Annotated in this window: 16 protein-coding genes; 6 read left to right on the plus strand and 10 right to left on the minus strand. The window is 64.7% G+C overall.

The window, feature by feature from the left end; all coding sequences use genetic code 11:
- Window positions 1-76 precede the first annotated feature (76 nt).
- From ACGLHR_RS21835 to ACGLHR_RS21855, 5 genes are all read right to left on the minus strand, one after another.
- Window positions 77-1504 carry an FAD-binding oxidoreductase gene (locus ACGLHR_RS21835; RefSeq protein WP_400096322.1) on the minus strand — a complete coding sequence of 476 codons (1428 nt, stop codon included), beginning with the start codon at window positions 1502-1504 and terminating at the stop codon, window positions 77-79.
- A gap of 220 nt (window positions 1505-1724) precedes the next feature.
- The gene (locus tag ACGLHR_RS21840) at window positions 1725-2054 is read right to left on the minus strand and encodes a tRNA-binding protein (RefSeq protein ID WP_400096323.1); all 330 of its coding nucleotides are present in this window, start codon (window positions 2052-2054) and stop codon (window positions 1725-1727) included.
- A 105-nt stretch (window positions 2055-2159) separates the two neighbouring features.
- On the minus strand, window positions 2160-3728 hold the full coding sequence (locus ACGLHR_RS21845; RefSeq protein WP_400096324.1) for a PucR family transcriptional regulator: 1569 nt from the start codon (window positions 3726-3728) through the stop codon (window positions 2160-2162).
- 16 nt (window positions 3729-3744) lie between these two features.
- Entirely contained in the window at window positions 3745-4458 is a 714-nt protein-coding gene (locus ACGLHR_RS21850) for a haloacid dehalogenase type II (protein ID WP_400096325.1), read from the minus strand.
- 26 nt (window positions 4459-4484) lie between these two features.
- Window positions 4485-5783, minus strand: a complete 1299-nt coding sequence (locus ACGLHR_RS21855) for an aspartate aminotransferase family protein (RefSeq protein ID WP_400096326.1) — start codon at window positions 5781-5783, stop codon at window positions 4485-4487.
- A gap of 371 nt (window positions 5784-6154) precedes the next feature.
- Here ACGLHR_RS21855 and ACGLHR_RS21860 point away from each other — a divergent pair, with 371 nt between their 5' ends.
- Both ACGLHR_RS21860 and ACGLHR_RS21865 read left to right on the plus strand, forming a co-directional pair.
- Entirely contained in the window at window positions 6155-7456 is a 1302-nt protein-coding gene (locus tag ACGLHR_RS21860; RefSeq protein ID WP_400096327.1) for an MFS transporter, read from the plus strand.
- 25 nt (window positions 7457-7481) lie between these two features.
- Window positions 7482-8609, plus strand: a complete 1128-nt coding sequence (locus ACGLHR_RS21865) for a branched-chain amino acid ABC transporter substrate-binding protein (protein ID WP_400096357.1) — start codon at window positions 7482-7484, stop codon at window positions 8607-8609.
- Window positions 8610-8852: 243 nt separating this feature from the next.
- Here the strand turns inward: ACGLHR_RS21865 and ACGLHR_RS21870 are convergent, their stop codons facing one another.
- The 4 genes from ACGLHR_RS21870 to ACGLHR_RS21885 all read right to left on the minus strand — a co-directional run bounded on the left by ACGLHR_RS21870 (window position 8853) and on the right by ACGLHR_RS21885 (window position 13020).
- Complete coding sequence (locus ACGLHR_RS21870; protein ID WP_400096328.1) at window positions 8853-9878, minus strand: CobW family GTP-binding protein; 1026 nt, start codon at window positions 9876-9878, stop codon at window positions 8853-8855.
- Window positions 9875-11497: an amidohydrolase family protein gene (locus tag ACGLHR_RS21875; RefSeq protein ID WP_400096329.1), complete on the minus strand. Its 1623-nt coding sequence runs from the start codon at window positions 11495-11497 to the stop codon at window positions 9875-9877. Before ACGLHR_RS21875 ends, ACGLHR_RS21870 begins: the two co-directional genes overlap by 4 nt.
- A gap of 161 nt (window positions 11498-11658) precedes the next feature.
- Window positions 11659-12531, minus strand: a complete 873-nt coding sequence (locus tag ACGLHR_RS21880) for a DMT family transporter (RefSeq protein ID WP_400096330.1) — start codon at window positions 12529-12531, stop codon at window positions 11659-11661.
- Window positions 12532-12564: 33 nt separating this feature from the next.
- Complete coding sequence (locus ACGLHR_RS21885; protein WP_400096331.1) at window positions 12565-13020, minus strand: GAF domain-containing protein; 456 nt, start codon at window positions 13018-13020, stop codon at window positions 12565-12567.
- Between the two features lie 439 nt (window positions 13021-13459).
- Here ACGLHR_RS21885 and ACGLHR_RS21890 point away from each other — a divergent pair, with 439 nt between their 5' ends.
- Entirely contained in the window at window positions 13460-14032 is a 573-nt protein-coding gene (locus ACGLHR_RS21890; protein ID WP_400096332.1) for a nitrogen fixation protein NifQ, read from the plus strand.
- Window positions 14033-14138: 106 nt separating this feature from the next.
- A complete protein-coding gene (locus ACGLHR_RS21895; protein WP_400096333.1) occupies window positions 14139-14933 on the plus strand; it encodes a hypothetical protein in 795 nt (264 codons plus the stop codon).
- 75 nt (window positions 14934-15008) lie between these two features.
- On the opposite strand, the gene ACGLHR_RS21900 is transcribed toward ACGLHR_RS21895, so the two are convergent.
- A complete protein-coding gene (locus ACGLHR_RS21900) occupies window positions 15009-16400 on the minus strand; it encodes a PLP-dependent aminotransferase family protein (protein WP_400096334.1) in 1392 nt (463 codons plus the stop codon).
- Here ACGLHR_RS21900 and ACGLHR_RS21905 point away from each other — a divergent pair.
- Window positions 16372-16671, plus strand: a complete 300-nt coding sequence (locus ACGLHR_RS21905; protein WP_400096335.1) for a hypothetical protein — start codon at window positions 16372-16374, stop codon at window positions 16669-16671. The two genes, ACGLHR_RS21900 and ACGLHR_RS21905, sit on opposite strands and share 29 nt — an antisense overlap.
- 112 nt (window positions 16672-16783) lie before the next feature.
- Window positions 16784-17266, plus strand: coding sequence for an MSMEG_0572/Sll0783 family nitrogen starvation response protein (locus ACGLHR_RS21910; protein WP_035811662.1), 483 nt, complete (start codon window positions 16784-16786; stop codon window positions 17264-17266).

The following is a 17266-nucleotide window of genomic DNA, read 5'->3' on the forward strand; positions in this document are numbered from 1 at the left end:
TTGCTTTGCTTGCTTGGTTCGGATCTGGCCGCCTTTAGCGCCCACTGGCATCACGCCTCTGTTGGGTTTTGCGGGCTCAGTGCCGGCTTAGTGCCGGCAGCACCTTGCCCGGATTGAGCAACTGCCTGGGATCGAGCGCGGACTTGATGCGCCACGCCGTTTCCAGCTCCACCCGGCTGCGCACCGTCAAGAGCTCGTCGCGCTTGGCCACACCGACGCCGTGCTCCGCGGAAATGGATCCGCCGAGCGCCATGGCCGCGTCGTCGACGATGCGCGTGATCGCGGGCCCGAATTCGGCCAGATAGTCGGTGGCGTCCGCTTCCTCGGGGCGCAGCGGATTGAAGTGCACGTTGCCATCGCCCATATGTCCATAGATGATCATCCGTGTCCCGGGAGCGGTTTGCAGGACTTTCTCCGTGGTACTGGCAATGAACCCCGGGATGGCGGACAAGGGCACGGAGATATCGCAGCGAACGCTGCCGCGTGCGCGGGTCTGCGCGTCGGAGATCTCCTCGCGGATCCGCCAGAACTGCCCGGCATGGGCTTCGGTTGCGGCGATGGCGGCGTCTTCGATCCAGCCCTCTTCAATGCCGGTAGCCAGCGTGGCGTGGAATCCGGCCTCAACCTCGCTCTGATCGCCAGTGGACGACACCTCGACAAGCACATGCCAGGCGTGCCTGCGCGCCAGCGGCGAGGGTCGATTGTCCAGGTGGCGAAGGACGAGATCCATCGCGTCCGACGAGATCAGCTCGAACGCCGTGATGTCGTTGCCCAGCCATTCACGCAAACTGCCAAACAGCGACAGCGCAGCGGCAGGGCTGTGCACGCCAAGGAACGCCGCGCACGTAGCACGCGGCTTCGGGAAGAGCTTGAGCACGGCTGCGGTGATGATGCCCAGCGTGCCTTCCGAGCCGATGAAGAGATGCTTCAGGTCGTATCCCGCATTGTCCTTGCGCAGGGCACGCAGCCCGTCCCAGACGTCGCCGTTTGCAAGCACCACTTCCAGGCCAAGCACCAGGTCCCGCATGTTTCCGTAGCGGAGCACAGCGGTGCCGCCCGCGTTGGTCGACAGGTTGCCGCCGATCTGGCAGGTGCCCTCGGAGCCGATGCGCAACGGAAAGAGACTTCCCGCATCTTCCGCCACGGCGCGCGCCTGGCTGAGCGTCACCCCCGCCTCGACCACCATGGTCGCGTTGAGGGGGTCGACACCGCGCACCCGGTTCAGGCGGGCGAGGCTCAGGATCAGGGCACTGCCCGTCGCATCCGGCACGCTGCCGCCCAGCAGCGAGGTGTTCCCGCCCTGGGGCACCACTGGAATGCCGTGGCGATCGCAGTACCGCATGATCGCGCTGACCTCCAGGGTAGTCGCGGGCCGGGCGACGCCAAGCGTGCTGCCGACAAAGACCTGTCGATAGTCCGTGGCGTAGGCCTGCGCGTCCTGGCCGACGAGGACGTTGGCCGTTCCGACGATGGATCTGAGGTGGTCGATGTGCGCTTCGGACATGATGTGAGCGTTCTAGCGTTCTAGCGTTCTAGCGTTCTAGGGTTCGGAAAGGGCTCAGCACTGCCGGACGCGCGGCCCGGAGCACTGGTGCCGGACGGCGTCGCTGGTCACGAGCCGCCCTGGATTGATGGAAAGCTTACGAGCGCAGCGCCTGGGACGGTATGTATGAAACATAGGAATTGGACCCGCCCCATTCCACCTTTCCTGATCAGAACACCTGTCAGAACACCTTGCTTCCATTCGACACCTTGCCGTCCACCGTCAAGACGTTCACGACCGACGGCTCGGACTCCACGCCTAGCACCAGTACCTGCGACAGGAAGCCGGCGATGCGCCGTTCCCCGAGGTTGACCGCGCATACCACCGTCTTGCCGATCAGTTCCTCGGCCTGGTAGCGGTTGACATACTGGCCGCTCGAGGTCCTGGTCCCCATTTCGCCAAAATCGATCCACATCTTGTAGGCGGGTTTTCGGGCTTGCTCGTTAAGCTCGACCCGGACCACCGTGCCCACGCGAAAGTCGACGGAAGAAAAGGCTTCGTATGCACCCATGATGCAGACTCCTTGGAAAATAGTCGAAAGGAAGCCGTACGCCCGGAAAAGCAGCGCGGGCGCACGAGAAAAAAGCAGGGCGGTGAACGCCGGCCGCTATCGGTCTTACTCGATCGTGAGCCGGTGCAACGCGACGGCGACCTGAAGCTGGAAGCGGTTCGATTGATCCTCGAGGGTCGTGCCGAGCATCGCCTCGATGCGCTCGACCCGATAGCGGAGCGTGCTGATATGGATGCCAAGGCGGCGGGCCGTGTTGGCCAGCTGAAAGCCTTCCTCGCACAGGGCTTCCAGTGTTTCCAGCAGGGCCTCGCTCTTTTTTTCGGTCAGCAGTGGTCCGATCTTGGTCTGGATGAACAGCATGCGCGCATCGGCGTCTCCCAACAGTGCGCGTGGAAACATCACCTCAGTGAAATGATGGATCTTTCCCGGCTTGAGGAGGCCGCATAAGGAGTTCACGTCACTGCCTCCCACCGCGATGCCGGCTGCACCCGTTTGCACGCGGCTTACCGCCAACGCCGCGCCGCGGCTGCCCAGTACGCGCCACAGCGGCTCTGGCGGGGTTCCGGAGGACAGCAGGAAGGTGATCTGGTTGAGCGACACGAAGATCAACGGGGCCTGGCCCACGCTCTCCAGATACTTGCGCAAGCGATCGACCCAGCGCTCCCGGCGCAGGAAGCCTTCGCGAGACAACGGCAACGGTTCGTCCAGCAGGACCAGGCATACCCGGTACTCTCCGGCCGGGTCCCAGCCGCTGAGCCGGGCGCGCTCCAGTGCCGATGGGGTTTCCTCGAAGCGCCCCTCAAGCAAGGTGCCCACCAGCGCGTAGCCGAGGCGCTCCTCCTGCAGGTGCAACGCCCGCATATGGGCCAGATGCAGGGCGCCGATGATGGAGGCATGCTCGGTTGCGCGTATGTCGAGTTCGCCCAGCGGCGTATCGCCTTCGTCGACGAATACGATGGCTACCATCTCGCCCCGGATGCGGATCGGGCATCCTAGCCGGCGCGGCATGCCGGCCTCGGGTTGCGGATCGATCAGGATCGGGGTGACGCTGTCCTGGATCTTGCGCAGGATGACCTTGCGGTCGAGCAGGCGCATGTACGCCCGCTCCCTGCCTTGGCGATCCGAGGCGTCGGCATCGGCGCCAAGAACCAGTCCGTCAGGGTCGACGAAGTTGACCGCGCGCACCAGCAGGCCGCCCAGTGCCTTGGCAAGATCATCCAGGCTATTGGCCATCACCGCGGTGTTGGTCAGCGCGCGGTGAATTTCCTCGGAGCGCTCGATCAGTTCGCTCTGGTTCCGGATGATGTTGGCGTGAATCTCCTCCGTAATCGCGCTGAAGGGCACGTCCCAGGGCAACTCAAGCAGCGGCAGACCGATTTCCTGCGCCGTGGCGAGGGCGCTCATCGGGAAATGTTCCAGGAAATTGGGCACCGCCAGCACGATGCCGGCGAGTCCGCGGTCCTTGAGTGCACGAATCAGGCTCGCGCAGGCATCGTCGTCGCGCGGCCAGTTGTAGCCCGTGGAAAGCAGCAGATAGCCCGGCTTGACCCATGCCGCGATATCCGGGTGGTCAACCATGTGGACCCACCGGATCTCATTGGTGAGCGCCTCGTGCCCAGCGACGACACGCGCATCGCGAAGCACCGTTGACTGTAGCGCCGTTGCAAGGTCCATGATGGCTATTTGATGGCTACTTGCAACCGATGGCGGTGGCAAACGACGCCATGTCGGGAAACTGGGCATCCGGCGTGGCCTTGGCGTTCGACGTGGCCCCTAGTCCGGGCCGGCGGTCGCGGCGGTTGATCCAGATGGACTCCAGGCCCAGGATGCTCGCCGGTACAAGGTCATAGAAGAGGCTCTGCGCCACGTGAAGGATCTCGTGGCGCGGCACGCCGATGCGGCCGAAGGCAACGTGAAAGTTGTTCAGCGACGGCTTGTAGCTCCTGGCTTGCTGGGCCGTGATCACATAGTCGAAGTCCACCCCGAGCTTCCGGTTCGACACGGCAAAAAGCTCGTCGTCGCAGTTGGTGATGACGGCCAGCCGGAAGCGCTGCTTCAGGCGCTGCAGCGTCGCGGCCGAGTCGGCAAATGCCGGCCAGTCGCCCACCGTATGCGAGAAGGCTTCAAGCTCTGCCGGGTTCGGCTCGAAACCGAGATCTGCGCCGATGCGCCGCAGCGTTTCGGCCAGCACTTCGCGGTAGGTCAGGTAGGGGCCGGCCTCGAGATCCGCTTCGTGCCTGACGTAGAGTTCGAGCGCCGCGTCGGCGCTCAGGCTGCAGCCGTATGCCAGCAAAATGGGAGAGAGGGCGGAGAAGAGCCCGGCCTCCCAGTCGATCAGCGTCCCATAAACGTCGAACGTCAGCACCGTCTTGTCGATGAACCTGTCCGCAAGATTCCTATCCATGGTCTGCCCTTCCTCACCCTTTGCGCTCAAGGCGTGCGTGCCTCGCGGATCGCCTTGTCCAGTATATCAAGGGCAATCCGCGCGTCGTCCAGCGACGTGTTGACAGGGGCCAGCAGCCGCACGCTGTTGCGATGCACGCCGCACTTGATCACCAGCAGGCCGCCGTCCCGGCAACGATCGATCACCCGCTGGGCAAATGCCGCGTCGGGCTGCAGCGGATCGCCATCGACAACGAATTCCATGGCAAGCATGGGTCCGACACCGCGAACAGCGCCGATCTCGGCGTAGCGGCTGGCCAGTTCGTCAATGCCGGCCCGCAGCACTTCACCCAGGGTACGGGCGCGCTCCAGCAGGTCGCTGTGCTCGAAGAGATCGAGCACGGCCAGGGCTGCCGCACAGGCAAGGGGGCTGCCGGCATAGGTGCCGCCTAGCCCGCCGGGAGCCGGTGCATCCATGATCTCCGCCCGGCCGACCACGCCGGAGAGCGGCAGGCCGCCCGCAAGGCTCTTTGCGACCGTCACGAGGTCCGGCTGGATGCCGGCCTCCTGGAACGCAAAGAGATGGCCGGTTCGGCCAAAGCCGGTCTGGATCTCGTCGGCGATCAGCACGATGCCATGCTTCGCGGTGAGCGCACGGAGCTTGTGCAGGAACTCCCTGCCGGCCGGAAGGAAACCGCCGTCTCCCTGTACAAGTTCAAGGATGATCGCCGCGACACGGTCCGGCGCGATCTGGGTAGCAAACAGATCATCCAGCGCCCGCAGGGCGTCGTCCCTGCTGATGCCGTGATAGGGGTCGGGGTAGGGCGTGTGGTAGACATCGCCCGCGAACGGCCCGAAATTCTGTTTGTAAGGCGTGCTCATGCCGGTCAGCGTCATGCCCAGCAGCGTGCGGCCATGGAAGCCGCCGCGGAACGCGATGACACCCGGCGCATTGCGATAGGCACGCGCAATCTTGACAGCGTTCTCCACCGCTTCGGCGCCCGTGGTCAGGAATACGGTCTTGTAGGCAGCGCCTGCGCCGCCGACGAGTTTGTTCAGGCGGGCAGCCAGTTCAACATAGACGTCATAGCCGGCCACCTGAAAGGCTACGTGGCTCACGCGCTCGAGTTGGGCCTTGACGGCGGCGATGACGGCGGGGTGATTGTGTCCTACGTTGAGGACACCGATGCCACCCACAAAGTCGAGGTAGCGGCGCCCCTCGCTATCCCAGACGTGCGAGCCACTGGCGCGATCGATGAAGAGCGGGTGCGCGGTCAGCACGCCACGTGCAATGTGTTGCGTACGTGCAGCGGCTAGCGCCGGGGCTGGTCTGGTGATTGCGTCCATCTGTTCTGTCCTTGCAGGGCTGTGGGTGTTCCGTGGGTTCCGTATGGTCGGTACGGTCCGTATGGTCCGGTCCTCCGCCTTGGTCCGGAGGGTCGATACGATCTTAGGACCGGGCTTGCACCGGCACTACCTACGTCGCGTAGGAAAACGCTGCACGCATTTCGTACGCAAGCGAGGGTGGGGTTTTCACCAGTGCGTTTTCCCTCTCCTATGGGCCACGCAATGGCTTGCGCCAGCCTTCCTGCAAAAGGTAGGTAGGAATGCGCCGCGCGCTCCTATTGAATGCCAGGCAGAGCGACCCGTTCGCTCCCAGCGCCGGCCGGGATACTCAGTGGCCGGCACGCACACATGGCCAAAGGAAGGAGCAGGAAATGGATATAGCGGCAAGCATGGCGGCCTCGCCAGACGAGGCCAGAAGCCGGCGAAAGGCGATTACGGCGACCATACTCGGCAATGGCTTTGAATGGTTCGACTTCATGGTGTATGGGTTCTTCGCCATCACCATCGGTCAGCTGTTTTTCCCGACCGGAAACGAGCTGACCTCTTTGTTGTTGTCGGTCGCCACGTTCGGCGTCGGATTCGTGGTGAGGCCGATCGGCGGCGTCTTGATCGGGATGTACTCCGACCGGGTCGGCAGGAAGGCAGCACTGTCGCTGACGATTCTGCTGATGGCAGGCGGCACGGCGTTGATCGGACTCGCACCGACCTATGAACAGGTCGGGATCGCAGCGCCTGTCCTGATCATCCTTGCCCGCCTGATGCAGGGCTTCTCCGCCGGCGGCGAAATGGGCAGCGCCACTGCATTCCTGACCGAGCATGCCCCTGCTGCCCGCAAGGGCTACTACGCGAGCTGGATCCAGAGCAGCATCGGCTTTGCCGTCGTGCTGGGCGCGCTTGCCGGCACCGTGCTGACGCTCGTGCTCACCCCCGAGGAGGTCAAGGCATGGGGTTGGCGGATTCCCTTCCTGTTCGGCATCCTGATCGGCCCCATCGGCTTCTATATCCGCAACGGCGTGGACGAGACGCCTGCCTTCCTGGCCAACAAGGAGAAGGTCAAGCGGCCGTTCTCCGAGGTCATGCTCAACTATCCGCGCGAAACCTTCACCACGTTTTCCATGGTGATCCTGTGGACGGTCTGCATCTATGTGCTGCTGTTCTACATGCCGACCTATGCCGTCAAGACCCTGAAGATGCCGCAATCGATGTCCTTTATCGCTGGCGTGGTCGGCGGGCTGATCATTACCGTGCTGTCTCCGCTGGTGGGTGCCTGGTCGGATCGTATCGGACGCAAGAAGATCCTCGCCGCGAGCTCCGGTGGCATCCTGCTGCTCGCCTATCCGATGTTCGCCCTCATCGTCAGCGCGCCCACGCAGTTCAACCTGATCCTGTTCCAGGCCGCCTTCGGGGTGCTGATCGCCGGATACACGGGCCCGATCCTGGCGGCGTTCTCGGAGATCTTCCCCTCCAAAATCCTGTCCACCGGGCTTTCGGTAGCGTACAACGTCGCCGTCATGACTTTCGGCGGCTTTGCCTCGCTGATCCTGACCTGGCTGATCGCGACCACCGGAAGCGCCATGGCGCCAGCGCTCTATGTGATTGCCGCGGCGGCCGTGAGTTTTCTTGGTGTGGTCTTCGGCTTTCGCGATCGCAGTCAGTGCACACAACAACAGTGAGGAGAATCCTATGAAACGTTATGCAATGCCGGCGGCATGCGCCGTCGCGGCGATCTGCCTGGCAAACCAGTCCGTGCAGGCGCAGGTGCAGGAGGTGAAGCTGGGGTTTGCCGCGCCGATGACCGGCGGGCAGGCCCAGTATGGCAAGGACATGCAGAACGGCGTCGTGCTGGCGCTCGAAGACATGAACGCCACGCGGCCGCGCATCGGCGGCAAGGAGGTGCACTTCTCGCTAGCCTCGGAGGATGACCAGGCGGACCCGAGGACTGGCTCCGTGGTGGCGCAGAAGCTGGTGGACGGTGGCATCAAGGGCATGCTCGGACACTTCAACTCCGGCACCAGCATTCCCGCGTCGGCGGTCTACAGCAGGGCGGGGATTGCCCAGGTCGCCATGGCGACCGCTCCCGAGTACACGCGCCAGGGCTTCAAGACGGCGTTCCGCATGATGACCTCCGACACGCAGCAGGGTAGCGTGGTGGGTGCCTACGTTGTCAGGCAGCTCGGCGCGAAGGCCATTGCCATCGTCGATGACCGTACCGCTTATGGACAGGGCCTGGCCGATGAGTTCGAGAAGGCCGCGCGTGCCGCCGGCGGCACGATCGTGCGGCGCGAGTACACGAACGACAAGGCGGTCGACTTCAAAGCCGTGCTGACCAACCTGAAACGGCTCGCGCCGGATGTCGTGTTCTATGGCGGGGCGGAGATGCAGTCGGCGCCCCTGGCAAAACAGATGCGTGAACTCGGCATGAAATCCGTGCTGGTTTCGGGGGAAATGTCGAAGACCGACAACTTCATCAAGCTCGCCGGAACAGCGGCGGAGGGCGCGCTTTGCTCGCTCGCAGGCTTGCCGCTTGAGCAGATGCCAGGTGGCAAAGCCTACAGCCAGCGCTACGAAAAGCGGTTCGGCTCGCCGGTGCAGACCTACTCGCCGTATGCGTACGATGGCGCCATGTCCCTGATGAAGGCCATGCAGGCTGCGGGCTCGGCGGAGCCGGACAAGTATCTGCCGGCGCTCGCCGCCACCTCTACGCCCGGCGTGACGTCAAAGCGCATAGCGTATGACAGCCGCGGCGACCTGCAGGAGGGCGGCATCACCATCTACAAGGTGGTTGGCGGGAAATGGCAAGCGCTCGAAAGCCTGGCCGGACGCTGACGCGGTAGTGGAGCGGGGCCGGGCCACCAGGCCTGGTCCCGCGGGACATCCGCAAGACCTGCATGCCGCACGCGAATGCAGGTGAGACTCGGTTTCTTGAACCGCCGCAGCCTGGTAAGCGCGCGTGCATCGTCGCTACAGCGAAGGGTGTGCGTGAATTTTGGTGGGCTGGCGTCCCTCTTTGTTCTCCCCGGGGACGCCAGTACTTTTGGGTGTCGGCGCCGTGCAAGCCGATAGGACTTGTCAGACCGGCCGTGCGAGCCGGGCAGCCTCGGGGGCCGCGCCGGGAGCACGCAGCATGGTGATTCGCACAGACGGCAACGGTGGCGTGATTGCCTCGACCTCCTCGCGGCTGGTATCCCTGGCGATGACGATCAGACGGGAGGTGCGGGACCCGGTCGCAATCCTGCACGGGGTGTCGAAGTGCTGGCCGACGCCCTGGATCAGCAATTGCTCGCCGCATCCGGCCACCGTCAGCAAGCCTTTGACCCGCAACAGGCGCGCTTCGAGATAGCCTGCCAGGTTTTCCAGCCATGCCGAGAATCCGGCCCATTCAAGCGGCTGCTCGCAACCCAGCGCAAACACGTTGACGCGGGGATGGCCCGCCGTGGCTGCCATGGGCGTGTCATCCATGCCATTGGGCAGGCACGATACCGCAGTGGGCGCGGAAGGGCCCAGCGACAGCGCCGCTCGCGTTACACGTTGAGGCTCGACGATGACCGTGGCCATTGGCCCCAGCGCTCTCGCGGTGGCCGCCGCGCGTTCGATGGCCGCCGCGCCGGCGAGATCCAGGCGAGTCAGCACGATCGTATGGGCGGCACAAAGCTGGGCCGCCGCGAGTTCGAAATCGTCGCCCGCGGCGGCGGGCCGGTCAGCGGCGCAGGTCGCTACCACCCTGACGCGCATGGCAAGCTGCGACAGCGCGCCAAGGCTGCGCAGCACCGCGCCGGGGTGCGAGAGGCCGCTGCATTCCAGGATGATGCGGGCGAAGGGTGGTTTGCCGGCCAGTCGTCCCGTCTCTATCAACGCCTCTACGGTGTACAGCAGGTCGTTGGTCAGGCTGCAGCACACGCAGCCATTGCTGAGGGTCGCCATCGGCACACCGGAGCGTACGGCGATGATGGCGCCGTCGATATTGACTTCGCCAACGTCATTGACGATCACGGCGGTTTGCGTGTCGTCTCCACCTGCAAGGAAATCGCTTAGCAGCGTGGTCTTGCCGCTGCCAAGGAATCCGGTGAGCACGATGAAGTCAGTCGGCGCGCTCATGATTGGTGCGCCCACGGGTTGCGCGTGGCCGGCTCGTCAGCAGCGACGCGTTGGGCCACCATCGCCTCGACGTCGTCGAGCAGTTCCTGCGTGTCGAAGGCGACGCCATCCTTGATGGTGGTACGCAGGCAGCGCGTCCATTCGCCGCGCTGGTGCTGCTCGTTCAGGCGCAAGGCGCCCGTGCCATACAACAGCTTGAAATCGTCAAGCGGATTGCTGTCATGTATCAGGAGATCGGCGCGTTTGCCTACCTCCACCGAGCCGGTATCGTCTTCGATGCCCAGCAACTCCGCGCCGTGATAAGTGGCAGCGCGCAGGACCTCATGCGGATTGAAGCCGGCTTCTTGCAGCAGTTCCAGTTCGCGGATGAAGCCAAAGCCATAGACCTGGTACATAAAGCCGGAATCGCTGCCCGCGCAGACCCGCCCGCCCCGGTTCTTGTAGTCCCGCAGCCAGTGCATCCAGATCTGGAAGGACTCGCGCCACTCCACCTCGTTCTGCGTCGACCAGCGATACCAGTACGAGCCATGGCCCCCGCGATGGGGCTCGAAGTACTTCGACAGGTTGGGATCGGTGAAGCGTTCGTGCCAGTCCGCGCGCCGTGCGCGCATCAGGTCGCGATTGGCGTCATAGACATTCATGGTCGGCACGAAGGTATGGCCCGCTGCGAGAAAGGTATCCAGGACCTGGTCCCACTTTGCGCTGCCGGGCCTGGCCGCTTGCAGGAAGGTCGTGCCCGCGGTGGAGAAGCGCAGGTACTCATCGTTGTAGTGGTAGCCCTGCGGAAACGCCTGGACGGTCCGGTCTTCGAACAGTGCCTCGGGCAGGCCGTAGAAGTGCTCCGAACTGGTCAGGCCCCATTTCGCGGTGGTCAGCGCGTTCATGCGGCTCACCGCCAGCGTTGCATGATGGCAGCAGGTACGCAGGCCGAGCTGGCGCGCTTCGTCGAGCGCCGCCTCCATGATGGCGGGCGGCGCACCAAAGAACTTGACGCCGTCGGCGCCTTTCTTGCGCAGCTTCTGCATCCATTCGCGCGCGGCCGCTGGCGTATGGATCGTCTTCAGGTAGTCGTTGATCGCGGGGAAATAGGCATAGGCGAACAGGCGAGGCGCAGCGATCCGATGTGCGGCGGCTGCCTCCTTTTGTTGCAGTGTCCACGCCAGGCCATTGAACGCCCCGGTTTCCCGTACCGACGTTACGCCGTGGGCCAGCCAGAGCTTGTACACGTAGTCGGCGCCAGGCATGGTGCCGCTTGCCGCGTGGAAGGGCGCACCGATATGCGCATGGCTGTCGACGAAGCCGGGCGTGACGAAGCCGCCTTCGCAGTCGATCTCGAACTCGCCCGGTGCCGGGCGGCGCTCCGGCTTGATGGGAAGGTGCGGCGTGCCCACGCTGACGATGTCGGCGATACGGTTGCCCTCGACGACGATATCGACGATGCCCCAGGGTGGGGCGCCCGTGCCGTCAATCAGCGTGGCGCCGCGCAGCACCATGCGGCGAAAAGGCCCAACGCCCCGATCGCGGCCGGTTGCCGGCGCCACGCCCGGGAGGCGGTATTTCGCGAAACCGGCGACGATTTCCTCGCCGATCTCGATGGGATTGCCGGATGCATTGTCCATGGTCTGGTTGATCGTGCGGCGCAGCGCACTCGGGGGAGGATTTGGATACCTACTTTTTAGCCCTCCCGCGCGTTGGCGGACACCGACGGCACATAGCACCGGGCGCTACGGTTTTCCTCTCAAAGATAGGACGCCGCGCCGCCGAGGCTGGCCGGCGGCAGCTACGCTCGCCGCGCCGGCCGGTTGCCCAGGCCCACTGCAGCCGTGACCAGCAGGGCCCCCAGCAGGGTCGCCGGTTCGACGCGCCGGCCAAGGAAGACATGGACGAACAGGGTCGAGACCACCGGCACCGCGTAGGCGAACAAGGCGATGCGATGGGGATTTCCCTTCTTCATCGCGTAGTCCCACAGGTAAAACGCTCCCCCGAGCGGCCCAAGGCTGAGGTAGCCGAGAGTCAGCCATTGCTTGAGGTCCAGCGACAGTCCGGGCTGATCCGCCGTGGCCATGGCCGACGCCCATGTCGGGGCGGGCGCCGCGTAGATCGCCAGTGACACCACGCCGGCCGCGAGACAGTAGAGCGATACGGTGGACGTCGGCACTTCGGCGAAGCGCCTTGACCATACCGAGAAATACGCCCAGACCAGCGCCGAGACCAAGGCAAGCGTGTATCCGAGCCAGGCGCTTGCGTTGAACGCGGGCACCGCGCCAACACATGCCGCCGCGCCGGCAAAGCCCAGCAGCCCGGCCGCGACATGATGCCGGGCCAGCGCGTGTCCGCCCTGCCGCCTAAGCATCAGCGGCGTGAGGACGATGATGAATAGCGGCCACAGGTAGTGCAACAGGTTGGCCGCCACCGGATCTGCCGTCTGCAAGCTCAGGAAGTAGAGCGCATGATAGCCAAGCATGGCGGCACTTCCCACCAGCAAAGGTCTGGCGCGCAAATGGCGCCAGCGCACCCAGGGCAGGCCAAGTGCGCCGCCCCCGATCAGCGCCAGCCCGGTGGTCAACAACGGGGGAAGTGCGGACAGGCTCACCACGGAAACGGCAAGCGTGCTCCAGATCAGCAAGGCGCAGATGGCCAGCGTGGTCGGCATGATGCGGTCCGCAAATGGCGCGAAGGGGCGCGGTCAGCCGGCATCCGCCTGGCTCAGGACGAATAACGGGGCGGTATAGGGAGCGAGTGCCTCGATGCGGGCGAGGGCGGCCGGGTCGATGCGCTCCTGCTCGCAAAGCAATGCCAGCGCCCCGACAGTACGCTGGCAGACGACCAGCGGGATGTTGACAAGCGTCCTTGTTCCCAGCGAGCGCAGCAGGGCGTGATCGGGAAAATAGCGAACCAGTGCGCTGCTGCCCGAGGCGACCAGGACGCGTTGCGCCTGCAGGACATGGGCCGACCATTCGCTGCCAGACAGATGCTTCCAGCCTCCCACAGGATAGGCAGACGGTACGCTGGAGAAGATGCGACGGACGTCACCGGGGTCGTCGGCGCCTTCGCTCGCATGCTTCGTGACCAGTGCCGTCATATGGCGGAAAGGAAGGGCAATCGCTGCAGCGTGCCCCCATTGCGTGAATGCCTCGTCCATCGACCGCGCCGAACGCACCGCCGCCGCGGCTTGCCCGGGCAAGTTGCCGGCAGTCGATGCCTCCCTTGCCGGATATTCGGGCGCAGCCGAATACGACCGCGTTGTGGGCGCCAGCAAGGCGGCGCCGCAAATCGTTGCAAATCCACGTCTGTCCACAGTACTCTCCCGGTCGGCGTTGCTGGGAGACAGCTTAGACAAGGTGCACGCCCATCACTTCCTATCGATGCAAGGAATCTGCCCGCTGGCTTTCCTATCGCTCGCAGCACCGTGATGCGTCGCCTCCAATGCGCTCGTGGCGCAGCCGTGATGCCCGTGGCGCCTCGCATTGACTACCGTTATATACATCGCTATATTTCGGTCATTGGGCAATCGCCAGCCGCCACCCGGCCACCGCCGGGATCGGCAATGGCTTGCGAGCCCAGCTCCACAAGGCATTGCCGTGAACCAGTCGTTGCTGATTCTGGATGCGTTTTCGCTCTCGCCCGGCGAGCCGGCCTGCCGCGCGCTGGCCGGCGTGCTGGAAAGCGCCAACGCGGCCTGGCTGCCCAGGTTCGCGCAGTGGTTGGGGCTTGCCGAGCCCGAGTTCTGGCAGATGCTGGATCACTGCTTTCCTGGTGCAAGGGCGGCGGGGTGGGCGCCGGAGTCGGTGCCGGTCGATGCCGCCGCCTTGCCTTGCGAGTTTCCCGACCTGGTGCAGATGCTGATCGCATCTGGCAATCCCGCTCGCCCGGAAACGCGCTGGGCCGCGCACGCGCTGGCCAGCGGCTGCTTTGGCGGCTCCCATCTCTGGCACGACATGGGCTTGTCGGGCCGGCACGATGTTTCGCGCTTGCTGCAGGCGTACTTTCCTTCGCTCTATGCGGCCAACACCACGGACATGAAGTGGAAGAAGTTCTTCTACCACGAGCTATGCCGGCGGCTGGACCTGCACCCGTGTCCCGAACCGGCCTGCGCCGGATGCGACAACTACGCTAGCTGCCACGGCGCCGAGTCGGTGATCAACTGGCGCTAGACAGGCACGCGCCCGCGGCCTGGCTGGCGTAGAATCCGTCGCTTTGAAATCGCCATAAATAGCAAAATCGCTGAGCGTGGGCGATTTCAATCCGACACTGAAGGCAATGACCAGTCAATTCCCTTTCCTGAGCCGCGTAATCCTGCTGGCGGCATTAGCGCTGCCCGGCATTTCCCAGGCCCGCGACTACCGCGGGCCCGGAACGGTCGGCGAAGGCCCATACCGGCATCAGTTCGTGCTGCGCGATGCGGTGACCGGGGAGCCCATGCCGCAAGCGCGCTATCGGCTGGCGCTGCCGGAGCACCAGATCGCGGGCATACCGGTTGGCCCGGGGGAGAAGGCCAGCGTGGTCTTCGGCGTTACCGACCGGCAAGGCCGTACCGTGTCGGTGCGCCTGCCCAGCCGCCATGCGCAGGCGTACTGGATCTTCGACGCCATCGTGGGAGAGGGCGATTTCGGCAGGGGATTCTCCACGCGGGGTGGCGCCGATGGCAAGCCGGTTCCGAAGATGGCCTATGTGCTGGACGTCGAGGGCAGCTATCTGTTCTGCGGCATGACGAATAGCCGCGGCAACACATACTTTGCGCAGAGCCGTCGGGTGCGCACGCTGAGTCTGGCGATGACCGGTGCGGATCTTGGCGCAGCGGATCTTGCCTGGTGCAAGCGGGCGGCGGAGGTGATCGCAGCGCTGCCGGACGACGTCGCGCCGGCGTTGGTATTCCGGCAGATGCTCGGCCTTTATGAAGCCGGAAAGACGGGGCTCGATCCGGATTTCCAGGCTCGCATCCGGAGAAAGCTGCTGGACCTGGCAGTGGCGAGCGGGGATGGCCAGCAACTGGTGATCGCGCGCAGCCTTGCGCCGATGCCTGCCGAGCCGCTCTCGCCTCAACCTGGGCAGTGAAAGCGTCCGGGACTTGCGTCGCCAATTAGAAACGAAGCCGGCAAAAAGCCGGCAAGGCGAAGGCGCAATGGCCCGCTACAGCATCGCCGAGTGCAGATGGTGCGGATCGTCCAGCATATCCGCCACGATCTGCAGCGATTCCTCCATCTCGTCGCGCTCTCCCGGCCCGCCCAGGCAGAGACGGATCGCATCCGGCGGATTGCCATCGGTGGAAAACGCCGCGCTCGACACCGCGCCGATGCTGCGCGAGCGCAGATGCAGTGCCAGCTCCGAGGGGCGCCAGCCGCTGTCCGGGGGAATTGGCAGCCAGAGATGGAAGCCTTCCGGGTCAGCGTCGTAGGGCCGTCCCGCAAAGACCTCGCGCGCCACGAGCTGGCGGGCCACGCACTCGGCGCGAATGGCCTTGAGCATGTCTTCCGCCGTGCCGTCCTTGATCCACGACGTGGCCAGCAGTGTATTGAACGGGCTCGCCATGACGGTTGTGGCGCGCAGGGTGCCGGCCAGACGCTGGGTCTGGCGCGCGGTGGGGCCGTTGATAAAGGCAATGCGTAATCCGGCGCCAAAGCATTTCGACAGGCCGGTGACGTAGTAGGTGAGCTCCGGCGCGAGCGTGGCCAGCGCATCGGGCGTGCGCTGCGGCAGCATGCCGTAGGCATCGTCCTCGATGATCGGCACGCTGTAGCGCAGGGCGATATCCGCCAGGATTTCGCGCCGTCCCTGGGGCATCGTTTTGGTGCTGGGGTTCTGCAGCGTGGGATTGCAGTACAGCGCGCTGGGCTTTTGCGTCTTGCATAGCGTCTCAAACGCGGGGCCGAGGGGGCCTTCCTCATCGCTGGGCAGGGCCTGCAGTTGCACGCCGAGCTGCGTGGCGATGGCCTTGATGCCGGGGTAGGCCAGCGTATCCAGGCAGATCGTCTGCCCGGGCCGGGCCAGCAGCGACACCAGCGCCACCAGCGCGCTGTGAATGCCCGGGCAGATCAGCACGGTATCCGCGCGGCAGGCGGGCACATAGCGTTTCAGCCATTCGGTCGCCACGGCGCGATCCGCCGGCGTGCCGCCGAAATCCTGGTAGCGCAGCAGGTCGTAGGGATCCGTTGTGCTCATCAGGCGTGCTGCCGACTCGCGCAGCCTCACGGTCAGCGCCGGCGGCTCGGGCGGGTTGTTCATGGTCATTTCGGCACCCGTGCCCGCGCGCAGCGGCAGCGCCGGCGCACGCCCGCGCACAAAGGTGCCGCTGCCGGCCTTGGCGTCGATTAGCCCGCGCTTGCGGGCTTCCGCGTAGGCGCGTGCCACGGTGGTGTAGTTGAGCTGCAGCGCATCGGCCAGGTCGCGCAGCGCCGGGAGGCGGTCGCGCGCTTGCAGGCGGCCGCTTGCCAGGTCTTCCTCGATCAGGTCGGGGATCATCAGGTAAGCGGGTTTGGCGCTCTCGGAGAGGCGTTTGAGCCAATGGCTGGCAAGTCCGGACAAGGCGGGCTCCTGGCGTTCGGTGCGGGTTCATCAGACGTTTCAGGCTACCACAATGATCGTTTTTTGCCATCCAATTGATCGCATAATTAATTGCGCAATGATGGTGCGAAATCGCGGAATTGCACCGCTTGCGGGCGCGTTCGCCCTGCTGGCGTGTTCCGTCGCAGTGCATGGCCTCCAAACGCCTGTATCGGCAAACGCACAAGCGTTTCGCGCACATTTCGCCATCCGGAAAATCAGCGATGCGATCAATGAGCGATTCGCTGCTTGATCGGCAATTGATCGCATGGGCGGGCATGGCAGATGGCATGTCCCATGCTCAAGGAGTGGTGTCGGCCCAGCGCCGATCGATCGACTGATCCACCAACCCTATGGAGTGCAACATGCCCGCAGTCAACAAACCGGCCCACAAGAAAGGCGACTTCCTGGTCGACTACGAAGAGAAGGTATTCGAGGACGTCAAGGCAGAACCGGGCGAGAAGGCCCTGGTCACCTTCCACACCGTGGCCTTCGAAGGCTCGATCGGCTTCGTCAACCTGTTGCAGGCCACGCGCCTGCAACGCAAGGGCTTCGAGACCTCCATCCTGCTGTATGGCCCGGGCGTGACGCTTGGCCTGCAGCGCGGTTTTCCCACGCTGGGCGACGAAGCCTTCGCCGGCCACCTCAACTTCAACAAGCAGATCACCAAGTTCATGGAAGAGGGCGGCAAGGTCTACGCCTGCCGCTTCGCGCTGCAGGCGCTCTATGGCCATGGCGAAGCGTCGCTGATCGAAGGCATCCGCCCGATCAGCCCGCTCGACGTGCTGGACCTGAAGCTGATCCACCGCAAAGAGAACGCGCTGATCCTGGATACCTGGACGGTTTAA

The organism is Cupriavidus sp. CuC1, from assembly GCF_044627735.1.
In the GTDB taxonomy this organism is placed as follows: Bacteria; Pseudomonadota; Gammaproteobacteria; order Burkholderiales; family Burkholderiaceae; genus Cupriavidus; species Cupriavidus ulmosensis.

Coding starts and splice junctions, on each gene's coding strand:
- ACGLHR_RS21835 (WP_400096322.1), bottom strand. CDS start 1,504: ATGTCCGAAGCGCACATCGACCACCTCAGATCCATCGTCGGAACGGCC.
- ACGLHR_RS21840 (WP_400096323.1), bottom strand. CDS start 2,054: ATGGGTGCATACGAAGCCTTTTCTTCCGTCGACTTTCGCGTGGGCACG.
- ACGLHR_RS21845 (WP_400096324.1), bottom strand. CDS start 3,728: ATGGACCTTGCAACGGCGCTACAGTCAACGGTGCTTCGCGATGCGCGT.
- ACGLHR_RS21850 (WP_400096325.1), bottom strand. CDS start 4,458: ATGGATAGGAATCTTGCGGACAGGTTCATCGACAAGACGGTGCTGACG.
- ACGLHR_RS21855 (WP_400096326.1), bottom strand. CDS start 5,783: ATGGACGCAATCACCAGACCAGCCCCGGCGCTAGCCGCTGCACGTACG.
- ACGLHR_RS21860 (WP_400096327.1), top strand. CDS start 6,155: ATGGATATAGCGGCAAGCATGGCGGCCTCGCCAGACGAGGCCAGAAGC.
- ACGLHR_RS21865 (WP_400096357.1), top strand. CDS start 7,482: ATGCCGGCGGCATGCGCCGTCGCGGCGATCTGCCTGGCAAACCAGTCC.
- ACGLHR_RS21870 (WP_400096328.1), bottom strand. CDS start 9,878: ATGAGCGCGCCGACTGACTTCATCGTGCTCACCGGATTCCTTGGCAGC.
- ACGLHR_RS21875 (WP_400096329.1), bottom strand. CDS start 11,497: ATGGACAATGCATCCGGCAATCCCATCGAGATCGGCGAGGAAATCGTC.
- ACGLHR_RS21880 (WP_400096330.1), bottom strand. CDS start 12,531: ATGCCGACCACGCTGGCCATCTGCGCCTTGCTGATCTGGAGCACGCTT.
- ACGLHR_RS21885 (WP_400096331.1), bottom strand. CDS start 13,020: ATGGACGAGGCATTCACGCAATGGGGGCACGCTGCAGCGATTGCCCTT.
- ACGLHR_RS21895 (WP_400096333.1), top strand. CDS start 14,139: ATGACCAGTCAATTCCCTTTCCTGAGCCGCGTAATCCTGCTGGCGGCA.
- ACGLHR_RS21910 (WP_035811662.1), top strand. CDS start 16,784: ATGCCCGCAGTCAACAAACCGGCCCACAAGAAAGGCGACTTCCTGGTC.